The following is a 14,181-nucleotide window of genomic DNA, read 5'->3' on the forward strand; positions in this document are numbered from 1 at the left end:
AACAACAAAAAAATGCCGTATTTATGCGGCTTTTGGCGTTTCGCAAACGCCTAATGTTAATTTAAGCAGAAAGGAGAGCACATGGAAAGTAAAAATAAAAGCAAAAATGATAGAATAAAGAGGCTCATGAGTTTTACTGGGAGAAGTCAATGGCTATTAATTTTAGCTAGAGTGCTGTCAGGAATTAGTGCTGTTTTTATTCTGGTTCCATTTTTATGTGTATATTTTGCAGCAAAGGAGTTAGTTGTTGCATTTACAGGCGGGCATATGGACACGGATAGATTGTTAAAATATGGAATATATGCACTAATATTTGAATTAATAGGTCTTCTTATTTATTTTGTGGCGTTACTATGTTCACATATAACCGCATTTAGAACAGAAAAGAATCTTAAAATGGCAGCATTAAAACGTTTGGCAAAAATGCCAATGGGATATTTCGATACGAATCCAAGCGGAAAGCTGAGAAAAATAATTGATGATAATAGCTTTCAAACAGAATCATATATTGCACATCAATTACCGGATTTGGTTGGAGCCTATGTAACAATGGCTGCAAGTCTTGTATTAATGCTGATTTTTGACTGGAGAATTGGTATACCGTTACTACTTTTATTTGGAATTGGGTTTTTCTTGCAGGGAGCTCTAATTGGTAAAGACAGTATGGAATTTATGAAGACATATCAGGATTCGTTGGAAGTTATGAATCATGAGGCAGTAGAATACGTTCGGGGAATTTCAGTGGTAAAAGTTTTTGGTCAGACTGTACAATCTATTACTAAATTTAATAAAGCAATTGAGTCATACAGGGATTTTGCAATTAAATATACAATGGCATGTAGAAAAGGAATGGTAGCATTTACAGCAGTAATAAATTCTAATTTTCTTGTGTTAGTACCAACGGCATTGGTTATAGGAACTATATCAGAAGATTTAACGGATTTTACTGAAAAGTTTTTGTTTTATGTAATTTTTTCTCCTGCATGTGCTGTTATGCTAAATAAAATTTTATATATGACCAATTATAGAATGCAGGCAGAAGAAGCAATGAGGAGAATTGATATGATTCTAACTGCTGAAGTGCAATCAGAAACAATAAATCCTAAAATAACAAATAGTAATAATATAACCTTTTCTGATGTAACTTTTACTTATGAGAATACAAAAAAGCCAGCTATTAGTAAAGTATCTTTTACTGCAAAAGCAGGAACGACAACTGCAATAGTAGGACATTCCGGATCGGGGAAAACAACGACAGCAAGTTTAATACCAAGGTTTTACGATATACAAGAAGGAAGTATAAAAATCGGAAATGTAGATATAAGAGATTTAACACATGAAGATTTGATGAAAAAAGTGGCATTTGTATTTCAAAATCCTAAACTATTTAAGGACAGTCTGTTGGCAAATATCTGTGCAGCCAAACCGATGGCATCTAAAGAGGAGGCACTCAGAGCAGCACATCTTGCTCAATGTGACGATATATTGGCAAAGTTTCCAAAGGGCATCGATACTATTGTAGGAAGTAAAGGCGTTTATTTATCAGGTGGTGAAACTCAAAGAATTGCTATTGCAAGGGCAATTTTGAAAGATGCTCCTATTGTTGTGTTGGATGAGGCAACAGCATTTGCCGATCCGGAAAATGAATATGAGATTCAAAAAGCTTTGGAACGTTTAGTTAAAAATAAGACGGTAGTTATGATTGCCCATAGATTATCAACAGTACGAGATGCAGACCAAATTCTTGTTATGAAAGAAGGTAAGCTGATAGAGCAGGGAACACATGACAAATTAATAAAAAAAGAAGGAGAGTATGCTCGTATGTGGAATAATTATGTAAAGACAACAACATGGCATATAGGAAAAGAGGTGGAAACATGTTAAAGCGTGCATTTGCGTTAAGTGATAAAGGAGCAAAGGATTTAAAAAAAGGAATTGCGGCCGCCACATTATATAATATATGTTTAATGATACCAGTTGGCTTTTTGATGTTGGTTATTCTTGATATGTTAGACAAGATTTTAGGAAAAGATTCTGCGCTTAATGAGAATATAATTCTATATTGTGCGATTACAGTGGGTCTGTTTATTCTTGTGTTTGCAACTCAATGGCTTCAATATAATGCAACCTATTCTGTGGCATACAAGGAAAGTGCAAACCGGAGAATTGTATTAGCTGAAAAGATGAGAAAGTTGCCATTATCTTTTTTTGGGAGTAAAAATATTTCAGACTTGACAACAACTATTATGGGAGATTGTACAGCACTTGAAAGGACGTTCTCTAATGCTATTCCAATGTTGTTTGGTACAATTTTTATGTTTATCATTATGGCGATTGGACTTTTAGTAGTTGATTGGAGAATGGGCTTGTGCATTATAGTACCGGTACCAGTTGCGGCGATAGTCATTTTAGTTGCAAGAAAAGCACAAGAAAATGCTGAAATAGCAAATTTAGAGGCCAAAAGAGCTGCTTATGATGGTGTACAGGAGTTTTTAGAAACTATTCAGGAATTAAAATCGGCTTCCAGAGAAGAAGAATATTTAAAAAGGCTTGATAAAAAATTAGAAACAGTGGTTAAATGTTCCTTTAAAAACGAATTAGCGCCTGGAGCTGCAAATACTACAGCTCAATTTATTTTACGCTTTGGATTAGTGGCGGTTCTTCTAGCAGGGGGATATTTTGTAGGTAACGGTTCTTTAGCAATTTCTACGTTTATTCTTTTTTTGATTATTGCGGGGAGAGTATATGATCCATTTAATGCGTGTTTCATGCTTCTAACAGAGATATTTTCAGCTCAAGTGAGTATTAGAAGAATGAAAGAGATAGATACAACACCTGAGCAGACAGGCAGTAATACTTGTGGTAATAAAGGATATGATATTGAATTTAAAAATGTCACATTTGCATATAATGATGAAGTGGTTTTAGACAACATATCATTTAGAGCAAAGCAAGGACAGGTTACGGCTTTAGTAGGTCCATCTGGGAGTGGAAAATCTACAGCTGTAAAATTGGCAGCACGTTTCTGGGACGTCGATTCTGGTGAAATTTTGCTGGGCGGAGTTAATGTAAGCAGCGTAGAACCAGAGACACTATTTAAAAATTATTCTATTGTTTTTCAAGATGTCTTATTGTTTGATGATACGGTAATGGAAAATATCCGATTGGGAAGAAAGGACGCTACAGATGAAGAAGTTATGGCAGCTGCTAAAGTAGCTCAATGTGAAGAATTTATTATGCGGCTACCTAGTGGATATCAGACAAATATTGGTGAAAATGGAAGTGCATTATCGGGAGGAGAGCGCCAGAGAATTTCAATAGCGCGTGCATTATTGAAAAATGCTCCTATTATTTTACTCGATGAAGCGACCGCATCGATGGATGCAGAGAGCGAAACTTTAGTGCAGGAAGCTTTATCGGCACTTTTGGAGAATAAGACAGTTATGGTTATTGCACATCGTATGAGAACAGTCGCTAATGCGGATAAAGTTGTAGTATTAGAAAAAGGGCATGTGAAGGAAGAAGGCACACCAGAAGAATTACTACGATTGGATGGCTTGTACGCACATATGGTAAGACTTCAGAGTAATGGTAAATATTAAAAGTTGCGGTGCGGATTTTAGAACTTGAAATTAAGCATTTTCTAGTTCTGAATCCGCCACCTAAGATTATGGCATATATGGAGAAAAATAGTGAAAAGTAGAATATTAGAACAATATGAAAAGATGGATGATTTTGAAAAAATAACTTTTGATAAATTAGTTAAGCGTTGTGGGAAGTTATATGGTGAAAAAATTGCGCTTAAAGATTTAACAGAAAGAATTACATACAGTGAACTACAAAAAGAAAGTGAAAAAATAGCTCAAAAGTTAATTGGACTGGGAATTAGAAATAGTAATATAGTACTGCTGCAATGTATTAATACAGTGTTTTTTGTTAAAGTATTATTTGGACTCCTTAACTTGGGAGCAATTCCGGTTTTAGTTTTACCTGCACATCGTGAAGTAGAAATTATAAAAATGTTAGAAAAAACTAATGCAGTAGCATATATTGCTCCTAAAGAATATATGGGATTTGAATATAGTAATATAGAGAAAAAAGTTAAAGAGTACTTCCCTGAAATTATCTGTTTGAATGAACAGTCTTTTGATAAAGAAGCTTTGGATGACATTCCAATTAGAGAAAATGGAATAGAGATTGAGTATGATGATGTAGCATTACTTCTATTATCGGGAGGAACAACTGGAGAACCCAAGCTAATTCCTAGAACCCATGCAGACTATATCTATAATGCTAAGAAAGCGGCTGAAAGAAGCGAAATGGATAAGGAATCAGTATATTTAGCATCTATGCCAATGTCACATAATATGACGCTTTCTAGCCCTGGAATTCTAGGCACTCTTTATATGGGCGGTACAGTTGTAATGTGTTCTATACCGAGTCCAGATGATATTTTAGAAACAATAGAAAGAGAAAGGGTTACAATAACAAGTTTAGTTCCGGCGGTTGCCACATTGTGCGTAGAACTGTTGGAGTTAGATAGTTTTGATATAAGTTCTGTAAAAACAGTTATAATAGGTGGCGCAAGAATGGAGGAAAAATTAGCTAAAAATATAATAAAGGGCTTCCAGTGCAAACTCCAAAATCAATACGGGACGGCAGAAGGCCTTATAATGTCTACATTGTTGGAGGATAAAGAAGAAATAGTAATTAAATGTCAAGGAAAACCTATCTCAGAAGCTGATGAAATTAGGATTGTAAACGAAAATGGCAAAATCTTATCGCAAGGACAAGCGGGTGAAATGGAGACAAGAGGACCATATACCATTACGCAGTACTATAATGCAGAGGATAGTATTGGGCGTTTTACAGACGACGGATTTTATAAAACAGGAGATAGGGTAATTCAGGATGAAAATGGGAATTATCGTATATTAGGAAGAATAAGAGAAGTGATTAATAGAGGTGGAGAAAAAATATTACCATCTGAAATAGAAGAGGAATTAATGCGCATTAAAGGGGTAAAAAAAGTAGTTGTTGTACCATGGAAAGATGATGTTCTCGGACAAAAGAGTTGCGCTTTTATAGAAATGTGTACGAACTGTTTTATGGATAAAAAACAGATAATTCAATTGATGCTATATAATGGAGCAGCACAGTATAAAATTCCAGATAAAATAGAATTCATAAATAGATGGCCTACTACTAAAATGGAAAAAATAGATACAGAAAAATTAAAACAACTTGCGTTAGAAAAATGAATTGAATTTGGAGGAAATATTACTGATGACTGGAAAGTTTTCTAAAAACATTATTCTTTCAATGGCACAAGGTTTTGCTAATACATACCTATTATATACAGCATGTGAACTGGATTTATTTGATATTATTGGAGAAGCTAAAGAAAAAATTTCTGTACAGGAGATTGCAGAAAAAGCAGAAGTAGATCCAGATATTATAGCTCGTCTTATGCAACCCTTGGTAATATATGGATTTCTTCAAGAAAAAAATGGCATGTATAGTTTGACAGAAGCCGGAATTTTATTGAGCGATAAGGGAGAGGACTCATTAAAAGGATTTGTCCTTTATTGCGGAGGTATTTGTGCAAGAAGTTGGGGAGTAATGCCTGAAGCTGCACGGCAAAGAAAAATCCCATATAGTTTGGCAGTAGGGGAAGGCTTATTTAAAAGTAATGAGAATGATAATAAACATTACTATGCCTTCGATGCAATGATGAATTATACAAGTCGAAACCTTTTATTGGATGATTCTGTAAAAAGATATACAGGGGAAAATATAAGGAAAATAGCCGATATAGGAGGTGGCAGTGGAGCAGTATTAATTCAGTTTTTAAAATTATATCCCCAAGCGGTGGGGAGTATTTTAGACTTGGATTTTGTAGAAAAGCGAGCAAAAGCAAATATTAAAGAAAACGATATGTCTGAAAGAGCAGAGTTTGTTAGAGGAGATTTTTTCAAACCTTATGATATTACAGCAGATATTTTCATTTTATCCAGAATCTTACATGATTGGACGGATGAAAATGTGATTAAAATCCTAAAGAATATTCGAAAGAATATGCACGGGAGGGAGACAATTCTTGTAATAGAACAGCTATTGCCAGAAGTTCCAGAACGTGAGAGCCTAAATGTCTATATGAATGACTTGCAAATGTGGGCCGTATGTGGAGGAAAAGAAAGAACTTTATCGGAATATAAAGCTCTTTTCTGTGAAGCAAAACTAGAATTAAGAAATACATATAAATTAAAATCAGGTGAATACATTTTGGAAGTAAGGCTTCCTTCAATTACTTCGGATTATGGTGAGATATGATTGCTAAAGAAAAAGCTTGATATGAAAGACTCAGAAAGTGTGGTTACTGAAAAATGTTTAAATGGTTGGCTTGAAAAGATAGAACATATATAGTCATCCTCTGACCAGGTATGAAAATTTGATGTGTAATAGGAATTTAGAGTATTTATCGAAGATAAGTTCTCTGAGAGACCAGTTCCTATTGCCTTTGTATAGGCTTCTTTTCGAGTCCATATTTCATAAAAGCGAAAATTAGCAGAATTTAAGGAAGAATTTTTAACATATTCAATTTCTTCAGGATGGAAACAGTATTTCATAATTTCCAAAGGGGCAGTTATATTTTTTTCTATATCAGCGCCTACAAAAGCATTTGAAGAAAGGCAACATAGTATGGCATTCCTAGTGTGAGAAATACTGAAATCAATATTAGACTTAGGAAAGAGAACAGGCTTTTGATTAGGTTCAGAGTGAAAAAGTAATTCGTCTGCAGAAATTCCAATCATATTACTTAATGCCCAACGTATTATGAGACCAGAATAAAGGGCAAGTTTTTTATCTTCAGTAAAAACAAACTGGGTTATTTTCTCTTGACGCTCAGGGGAAACATAGTTAAACAAGTAGGTATCTATCTGCTCCCATTTCGAGAAAGTAATTGGTAAATAATAAACGTACATTGTAGAACCTCAACAAATTTTTTTATTATTTTAACATATAATGGAGGAGTTAGCAATATATGCAAAAGCGACAAGATGTAAGGATAGGGAAATCAGGGGAAGATTACCTAGAGACAATTCTCATTCTTCAAAAGAAATTGGGAGAAGTACGTTCGGTAGATGTCGCCCGTTATGTAGGAGTATCAAAGCCCAGTGTATGTCATGCGGTTAATATTTTATGTAACGGTGGCTTTCTTACAAAGGACGATAAACATTTTATCTATTTAACAGAGGAGGGGCGAAAGGTCGCTGAGAAAATTTATGAACGACATAAATTTTTTAAAGAGCAACTTATATCTGTTGGAGTTAGCCCAAAGATAGCAGAAACAGAGGCCTGCCGTATTGAACACTGTATCAGCGACGAATCGTTCCTTAAACTAAAGGAACATCGAGAAAAAGGCAAGGGATGACGGCGAGGAGCTACATATAGTAATATAGAAGTTCTTTTTATGATTTTTTACTTATCATTTTGCGTTTCAAGTATAGAAAACGTATGTAATAAGTAGAAAAGAAAAAAGGAGAGTTCTATATGATAAAACGAATCAGAATTGCAATTGACCATGGAAACAGAAATATTAAAACGGTTCATACGGTATTTACGACCGGAATCAGCGAAAGTGATATTAGTCCAGGCAGAGGAACTGATTATCTGGAGTATAACGGAAAATTTTATGTGCCGAGTAATCGGAGAATCCCATATCAGAGAGATAAGACTGTCGATCAAAGATTTTTCTTATTGACACTTTTAGGAATAGCAAAGGAGCTGGAGTTAAATCCGAATATAGAAAAGGGTGATTTGATTCAGGTCCAAATGCCGATAGGTCTGCCGCCGAAGCATTTTGCGGAACTCTATGATAAATATGAGACGTTTTTCCGGGGAACTGGAGAAATGCAGGCTTGCAGAACGCTTTGAATGGCATTACACGCCAAAACATGGTAGCTGGCTGGACATGGCAGAGATAGAAATCGGCATCATGAGCCGCCAGGCCCTGGGGAAGCCACTGCCAGATTTGGAAAGCTTTAAACAACAGGTTCGTACATGGACTATCAGGCGTAATGCAGAATGTGCAAAAATCAACTGGCAGTTTAAGACGCAGGATGCACGAATTAAATTGGCCAGGTTGTATCCGGTTATAGTTTAGAAACTAACCGGATGCAGTACTAGTTCTCTTTTCAGATTTTCAGCAGAGATGGATGGTTGATAATCAGGCTCGCCAGCTTCATATCGGCGCAGTGCTTCCAATTCTTCTGGGTCTGGTTCTATTTCTTCAACGTCGGACAAAATAAATGATGCCTGAATTAAGTTCCAGACTTTTTCAGCCTCTTTAGAATATGTGATTTGAAACAAAGAAATGCTCCTTTTCCGGGGTTTCCGGGATATTTAGAATTTTTATCTTTGGTAGAAGCAGATATGTTTCGGCTTGTTTTTAATATAGCATATAAAAATATTGGAAGCAACTTTAATGTAGGATTGGCGATGTGATTTTTTTTCGGCTATAATAGATAAAAGAAAGGAGAGGACGCATATGAAAGTAGCAGCAATTCAGATGCCCACAGTAAAAGATAAAATACAAAATATCCGTACTGCCGGCACTTATATAGAAAAAATAAAGGCAGAAAATCCGGACTTTGTAATTCTTCCGGAGATGTTCTGCTGTCCGTATCAGACCGAAAATTTTCCAGTTTATGCAGAAAAAGAAGGTGGTCCATCCTGGCAGGCAATGTCTGATTATGCCAGAAAGTATCATATTTATCTGATCGCAGGTTCCATGCCGGAAGCAGATGATGTGGGAAAGGTTTACAACACTTCTTATATTTTTGACAGAGATGGAAAACAGATTGGTAAGCACAGAAAAGCTCATCTCTTTGATATCAATGTAAAAAATGGCCAGCACTTCAAGGAATCTGATACTCTGACTTCGGGAGATCATGCTACCGTGTTTGATACTGAATTTGGGAAAATGGGTGTCATGATCTGCTACGACATCCGCTTCCCGGAGTTTGCCCGCACAATGGTACTGGACGGTGCAAGGATGATTTTCGTCCCGGCAGCATTTAATATGACCACAGGTCCGGCACACTGGGAACTGACTTTTCGTGCAAGAGCCCTTGACAATCAGATATATATGCTTGGATGTGCTCCTGCCAGAGATACACAGGCAGGATATATTTCCTGGGGACATTCTATTGTAACAGATCCATGGGGAAAGGTTATGAAACAGTTGGATGAGAAAGAGGGCATTTTAATAGAAGAAATAGATTTGGACCGGGAAGACCAGATCAGAGAGCAGCTTCCATTATTAAAACACCGCAAATCTGAAATGTACCATTTATAGGAGAACACATTTTTTTCGCAGACTGACCATAGATCAAACATATTTATTAGATATAGTAATACCATTAACAAAAACAAAAGAAACAGAGAAAATTCAAAATAGAAAGAACAGAGAGGCATATGGAAATGACAGAAACAACAAAGAGAACAACAAAAGTATGGGCACACAGGGGTGCCAGCGGATACAGACCGGAGAACACTCTGGAAGCATTTGAACTTGCCATCAGACAGGGCGCAGACGGAATCGAAATGGATGTACATACTTCCGCAGACGGCGAACTCATCGTTATGCACGACGAAAACGTAGACCGTGTCACAGACGGAACCGGACTGATCAAAGATATGACACTGGCTCAATTGAAAGAATTAAAAGTCAGCACACCCGCAGAACCATCGGGAATTTATCACATTCCAACTCTGGCAGAAGTACTGGAGCTCATGCGCACCACAGATATGATGATAAACATTGAACTAAAGAACAGCATCTGCTTCTATCCGGGAATGGAAGAGAAGATTCTGAAACTGGTAAAAGAAATGAACATGGAAGACCAGCTGATCTATTCCTCCTTTAACCATTACAGCCTGTTACAGTTAAAACAGCTGAATGACCATGTACAGACCGGAATCCTTTTCAGTGACGGATGGGTAAATCCAGCCATGTACGCCAAAAATCTCGGAATCAACGCCGTACACCCTGCAGTTTATCACCTGAAATACCCACAGTTCATAGAAGAAGTCAAACGTGCCGGACTGAAAATGCACGTATGGACTGCCAACAAACCAGAACACATCCAGCTGGTAAAAGACGCAGGTGCAGAAGCAGTCATTACCAATTATCCGGACAGAGCGATTGAGATTATAGAGAAATAAAAAATTCCTGCCTGTTCATATGAAACTGTCATATGTTCAGGCAGGATTCTTTCTTGTATCATTATATAGATATTGTGGATTTTCAGAGTTTTCTGCTGCTATTTGAAAACCATTTCAGAAATTATTTCTGCAGTTTCTTAGCATGCTCAGATTTCGGCTCACAGGTAAGTTCAACACCCAGCTTACGGAACTCCAGGATATCCACCTGAGACAGAAGTACGGAAGTATGAACCTGGCAGCCTTTTAATTTCGGAATCTGCTGCAGGGCTAGCTTCGCATCTTCATTATCTGCGGCACTGATGGAAAGCGCGATCAGAGTTTCATCAGAGTGAAGTCTTGGATTTTTGCTTCCAAGGTATTCTGTCTTGAGCGCCTGAATTGGTTTTAATGCTTCCGGAGAGATAACATGTTTGTCATGATCGATTCCTGCCAGTTCTTTCAGTGCATTCAGAAGCAGTGCTGAAGATGCACCAAGAAGTTCAGAGGTCTTACCTGTAACAATACGTCCGTCAGGAAGTTCCAGGGCAGCAGCAGGTGCACCTGTTTCTTCTTCACGTTTCAGCGCTGCAGGAACCACCTTGCGTTCTTCGATGGTCACATGAGCCTGTTTCAGCAGAAGCTCAATCTTATAAACTTCTTCTTCGCGGCCTGTTCCGCGAACCAGAGCTTCCATGCTCTTATAATATCTGCGGATGATCTCCTGACGTGCAGCTTCCTTGCAGACTTCATCATCAACGATGCAGTTACCGGCCATATTAACGCCCATATCTGTGGGAGATTTGTAAGGGCACTCGCCCATGATCTTTTCAAACATAGCCTGAAGAACAGGGAAAACTTCAACGTCACGGTTGTAGTTAATAGTAGTCTCACCATATGCTTCCAGATGGAACGGGTCGATCATGTTCACATCATTTAAGTCAGCAGTAGCTGCTTCATATGCCAGATTTACCGGATGCTTCAGCGGGATATTCCAGATTGGGAAAGTTTCAAATTTGGCATATCCTGCCTTGACACCGCGCTTGTATTCATGGTAAAGCTGAGAAAGGCAGGTGGCCATTTTTCCGCTTCCGGGTCCTGGAGCAGTGATGACAACCAGTGGTCTTGTTGTTTCGATATAATCGTTCTTGCCATATCCCTCATCACTTACAATAAAGGAAGTATTATTCGGATAACCCGGGATCAGATAAAGCACGTATACTTTGATTCCAAGCTTCTCCAGACGTTTCTTAAACGCATCTGCGCTTTCCTGTCCGGAATACTGGGTGATGCAGACACTTCCGACATAGAGTCCGCGCTCGGTAAATACTTCCATAAGGCGGAGTACATCTTCATCATAAGTGATACCAAGGTCACCTCTGACTTTATTTTTATCAATATCAGCGGCGCTGATTACAATAACGATCTCTGCCTGATCAGAAAGCTGCATCAGCATACGCAGTTTGCTGTCCGGCTCAAATCCCGGAAGAACTCTGGAAGCATGGTAGTCATCAAAAAGCTTGCCGCCAAATTCCAGATAAAGTTTGTTTCCAAACTGGTTAATACGTTCCCGAATATGTTCGGACTGCATTTTCAGATACTTGTCGTTGTCAAATCCTATCTTCATTTGTTCATTTCCTTTCCTCATCACATTTTTAGTACTGCTCATTTAGAATATCCCGGGACATACAGCGCAAATTTATGCGGTCAGCATAAATTCTGTGTATTGCGGAGCGCATTACCGGGAACGAAGTGAGCAGTAATCAGTTTGTCAATAGTATACTACAAATAAAGCCATTTGTAACAGGTGAATTTGTAAAACTTCATATAAATTTTATAGGGTTTATAGAAAGATATGCACAACCGGACACAATTTTCACAATCTCGCAGTTGATTTATACCCGAATTCTCTTTATAATAAGAACGATAACGTTTAGGAGGAATGAAATGGATAATCATATGGATAACAATCCGAATGGCAATCGTCCTGATAATAATAAAGGTCCGGGCAGACAGGACCCGAACAAGAATCATCAGTCGATACTGGCCTTTCTGGTATGCCTCCTGGTAACTCTGGTATGTTTCGCCATGTTTACCAATATGCTCAAGGATAATTCGAGTGAGATCACTTATGATAAATTTATTGAGATGGTAGATGATGGAGATGTGAAAGAGGTTACGCTTCAGTCAAATACACTGACGATCACGCCGAAACATCAGTCATCAGGATTTTCAGAAGAAGTTTATTATGCCAATCAGATGGAGTCAGTAGATAAGCTGACGGAGAGACTTGAGGGAACAGGAATCAAGTTTGAGTATAAGAAGCCGGATGCAGCAGGGGAAATTATTTCTATGCTGGTCAGTGTGCTTCTGCCAACGATTCTGCTCTTTGTACTTCTGACGGTATTTATGCGCCGCATGAATAAGGGCGGCGGAATGATGGGCGTTGGAAAGAGCCGCGCCAAAGCCTACATTCAGAAAGATACAGGAATTACTTTCAGGGATGTGGCAGGGCAGGATGAGGCCAAGGAATCACTGCAGGAGGTGGTGGATTTCCTGCATAATCCCGGCAAATATACCACCATCGGAGCGAAGCTGCCGAAAGGAGCTTTGCTTGTAGGACCTCCGGGAACCGGTAAAACACTTCTGGCAAAGGCAGTAGCAGGAGAGGCACATGTGCCGTTTTTCTCTCTGTCAGGTTCTGAGTTTGTGGAGATGTTTGTAGGTGTGGGTGCATCACGTGTCCGCGATCTCTTTGAGGAAGCAAAGAAGAATGCACCATGTATCATTTTTATTGATGAGATTGATGCAATCGGAAAGAGCCGAGATTCTCATTATGGTGGCGGCAATGATGAGCGTGAGCAGACCCTGAACCAGCTTCTTGCGGAAATGGACGGATTTGACACTTCAAAGGGACTTCTGATCCTGGCTGCTACTAACCGTCCGGAGGTTCTTGATCCGGCACTTCTTCGTCCGGGACGTTTTGACAGACGTGTCATTGTGGACAGACCGGATCTGAAGGGAAGAATCGAGATCCTGAAGGTTCATGCAAGAAATGTACATCTGGATGAGACTGTTGATTTTGAGAACATTGCACTTGCAACTTCTGGGGCAGTGGGTTCGGATCTGGCTAATATGATCAACGAGGCTGCTATCCTTGCTGTTAAGAGTGGACGCAGTGCAGTATCCCAGAAAGATCTTCTCGAAGCTGTTGAAGTAGTTCTGGTAGGTAAAGAGAAGAAGGACAGGATCCTCAGTGCACAGGAGCGCAGGATCGTATCCTATCATGAGGTAGGACATGCACTGGTAAGCGCCCTGCAGAAAGATGCAGAGCCTGTACAGAAGATTACTATTGTGCCGAGAACAATGGGGGCACTTGGTTATGTAATGCAGGTACCCGAGGAGGAGAAATATCTCAATACAAAGAAGGAACTGGAAGCAATGCTTGTGGGATATCTTGGCGGACGCGCAGCAGAGGAACTGGTATTTGATACTGTCACAACCGGGGCAGCCAATGATATTGAGCAGGCTACCAAGGTGGCAAGAGCCATGATCACACAGTACGGTATGTCCGACAAGTTCGGACTTATGGGTCTGGCTACACAGGAGAATCAGTATCTCAGCGGAAGAACAGTGTTAAACTGTGGCGATGACACTGCCACAGAGGTTGACCATGAGGTAATGGTACTTCTCCATAATTCTTATGAGGAAGCCAAGAGACTGATCGGCAGCCACAGAGAAGCACTTGATAAGATTGCTGCTTACCTGATCCGCAGGGAAACCATTACAGGTAAGGAATTTATGAAGATTTTCCATGCGGTAGAGCGTGGAATCGAGATTCCGGAAAATCTGGATGATCTGGTAATTCCAGAGGAAAAACAGAATACAGTAACGCTGGATAAGCCAGAGATTCAGTGATACAATAACAGAGTCGGAAACGAAATAATTTCCGGCTCTGTTTTCGTATCACAGAAA

Annotated in this window: 13 protein-coding genes; 10 read left to right on the top strand and 3 right to left on the bottom strand. The window is 38.8% G+C overall.

Annotated features, from left to right (window positions below; genetic code table 11):
- Positions 1-81: 81 nt before the first annotated feature.
- The 4 genes from LJE12_RS15875 to LJE12_RS15890 all read left to right on the top strand — a co-directional run bounded on the left by LJE12_RS15875 (position 82) and on the right by LJE12_RS15890 (position 6,333).
- The gene (locus LJE12_RS15875; RefSeq protein WP_173703145.1) at positions 82-1,884 is read left to right on the top strand and encodes an ABC transporter ATP-binding protein; all 1,803 of its coding nucleotides are present in this window, start codon (positions 82-84) and stop codon (positions 1,882-1,884) included.
- Complete coding sequence (locus LJE12_RS15880) at positions 1,878-3,602, top strand: ABC transporter ATP-binding protein (RefSeq protein ID WP_173703144.1); 1,725 nt, start codon at positions 1,878-1,880, stop codon at positions 3,600-3,602. Before LJE12_RS15875 ends, LJE12_RS15880 begins: the two co-directional genes overlap by 7 nt.
- A 90-nt stretch (positions 3,603-3,692) precedes the next feature.
- A complete protein-coding gene (locus LJE12_RS15885; protein ID WP_173703143.1) occupies positions 3,693-5,261 on the top strand; it encodes an AMP-binding protein in 1,569 nt (522 codons plus the stop codon).
- 25 nt (positions 5,262-5,286) lie between these two features.
- Positions 5,287-6,333, top strand: coding sequence for a methyltransferase (locus LJE12_RS15890; protein ID WP_173703142.1), 1,047 nt, complete (start codon positions 5,287-5,289; stop codon positions 6,331-6,333).
- Here LJE12_RS15890 and LJE12_RS15895 read toward each other — a convergent pair.
- On the bottom strand, positions 6,318-6,986 hold the full coding sequence (locus LJE12_RS15895) for a 4'-phosphopantetheinyl transferase family protein (RefSeq protein WP_173703141.1): 669 nt from the start codon (positions 6,984-6,986) through the stop codon (positions 6,318-6,320). The genes LJE12_RS15890 and LJE12_RS15895 overlap by 16 nt on opposite strands.
- A gap of 59 nt (positions 6,987-7,045) precedes the next feature.
- Here LJE12_RS15895 and LJE12_RS15900 point away from each other — a divergent pair, with 59 nt between their 5' ends.
- The 3 genes from LJE12_RS15900 (at position 7,046) to LJE12_RS15910 (ending at position 8,167) form a co-directional block, all read left to right on the top strand.
- Positions 7,046-7,435: a metal-dependent transcriptional regulator gene (locus LJE12_RS15900; protein WP_173703140.1), complete on the top strand. Its 390-nt coding sequence runs from the start codon at positions 7,046-7,048 to the stop codon at positions 7,433-7,435.
- A 119-nt stretch (positions 7,436-7,554) separates the two neighbouring features.
- Positions 7,555-7,938: a hypothetical protein gene (locus LJE12_RS15905; RefSeq protein ID WP_173703139.1), complete on the top strand. Its 384-nt coding sequence runs from the start codon at positions 7,555-7,557 to the stop codon at positions 7,936-7,938.
- 37 nt (positions 7,939-7,975) lie between these two features.
- Positions 7,976-8,167 carry a hypothetical protein gene (locus LJE12_RS15910; RefSeq protein ID WP_173703138.1) on the top strand — a complete coding sequence of 64 codons (192 nt, stop codon included), beginning with the start codon at positions 7,976-7,978 and terminating at the stop codon, positions 8,165-8,167.
- On the opposite strand, the gene LJE12_RS15915 is transcribed toward LJE12_RS15910, so the two are convergent.
- Entirely contained in the window at positions 8,164-8,373 is a 210-nt protein-coding gene (locus tag LJE12_RS15915; RefSeq protein ID WP_173703137.1) for a hypothetical protein, read from the bottom strand. The two genes, LJE12_RS15910 and LJE12_RS15915, sit on opposite strands and share 4 nt — an antisense overlap.
- A gap of 178 nt (positions 8,374-8,551) precedes the next feature.
- Between LJE12_RS15915 and LJE12_RS15920 the strand changes: the two genes are divergently transcribed.
- Both LJE12_RS15920 and LJE12_RS15925 read left to right on the top strand, forming a co-directional pair.
- Positions 8,552-9,361 carry a carbon-nitrogen hydrolase family protein gene (locus tag LJE12_RS15920; protein WP_008705896.1) on the top strand — a complete coding sequence of 270 codons (810 nt, stop codon included), beginning with the start codon at positions 8,552-8,554 and terminating at the stop codon, positions 9,359-9,361.
- Between the two features lie 119 nt (positions 9,362-9,480).
- Positions 9,481-10,230: a glycerophosphodiester phosphodiesterase gene (locus LJE12_RS15925; RefSeq protein ID WP_008705895.1), complete on the top strand. Its 750-nt coding sequence runs from the start codon at positions 9,481-9,483 to the stop codon at positions 10,228-10,230.
- A 121-nt stretch (positions 10,231-10,351) separates the two neighbouring features.
- On the opposite strand, the gene LJE12_RS15930 is transcribed toward LJE12_RS15925, so the two are convergent.
- The gene (locus LJE12_RS15930; protein WP_118614817.1) at positions 10,352-11,833 is read right to left on the bottom strand and encodes a DUF1846 domain-containing protein; all 1,482 of its coding nucleotides are present in this window, start codon (positions 11,831-11,833) and stop codon (positions 10,352-10,354) included.
- Positions 11,834-12,153: 320 nt separating this feature from the next.
- On the opposite strand from LJE12_RS15930, the gene ftsH reads away from it, so the two are divergent.
- Positions 12,154-14,124: an ATP-dependent zinc metalloprotease FtsH gene (ftsH, locus tag LJE12_RS15935; protein WP_118409294.1), complete on the top strand. Its 1,971-nt coding sequence runs from the start codon at positions 12,154-12,156 to the stop codon at positions 14,122-14,124.
- The last annotated feature ends 57 nt before the right edge of the window (positions 14,125-14,181 follow it).

Source organism: Blautia sp. DFI.6.71 (genome assembly GCF_020593585.1).
GTDB lineage: Bacteria > Bacillota > Clostridia > Lachnospirales > Lachnospiraceae > Blautia_A > Blautia_A wexlerae.

What these genes read in the sequence shown, in the direction of transcription:
- LJE12_RS15890 (WP_173703142.1), top strand. Translation starts at nt 5,287, where the DNA reads ATGACTGGAAAGTTTTCTAAAAACATTATTCTTTCAATGGCACAAGGT.
- LJE12_RS15880 (WP_173703144.1), top strand. Translation starts at nt 1,878, where the DNA reads ATGTTAAAGCGTGCATTTGCGTTAAGTGATAAAGGAGCAAAGGATTTA.
- LJE12_RS15910 (WP_173703138.1), top strand. Translation starts at nt 7,976, where the DNA reads ATGGCAGAGATAGAAATCGGCATCATGAGCCGCCAGGCCCTGGGGAAG.
- LJE12_RS15900 (WP_173703140.1), top strand. Translation starts at nt 7,046, where the DNA reads ATGCAAAAGCGACAAGATGTAAGGATAGGGAAATCAGGGGAAGATTAC.
- LJE12_RS15875 (WP_173703145.1), top strand. Translation starts at nt 82, where the DNA reads ATGGAAAGTAAAAATAAAAGCAAAAATGATAGAATAAAGAGGCTCATG.
- ftsH (WP_118409294.1), top strand. Translation starts at nt 12,154, where the DNA reads ATGGATAATCATATGGATAACAATCCGAATGGCAATCGTCCTGATAAT.
- LJE12_RS15905 (WP_173703139.1), top strand. Translation starts at nt 7,555, where the DNA reads ATGATAAAACGAATCAGAATTGCAATTGACCATGGAAACAGAAATATT.
- LJE12_RS15895 (WP_173703141.1), bottom strand. Translation starts at nt 6,986, where the DNA reads ATGTACGTTTATTATTTACCAATTACTTTCTCGAAATGGGAGCAGATA.
- LJE12_RS15930 (WP_118614817.1), bottom strand. Translation starts at nt 11,833, where the DNA reads ATGAAGATAGGATTTGACAACGACAAGTATCTGAAAATGCAGTCCGAA.
- LJE12_RS15920 (WP_008705896.1), top strand. Translation starts at nt 8,552, where the DNA reads ATGAAAGTAGCAGCAATTCAGATGCCCACAGTAAAAGATAAAATACAA.
- LJE12_RS15925 (WP_008705895.1), top strand. Translation starts at nt 9,481, where the DNA reads ATGGAAATGACAGAAACAACAAAGAGAACAACAAAAGTATGGGCACAC.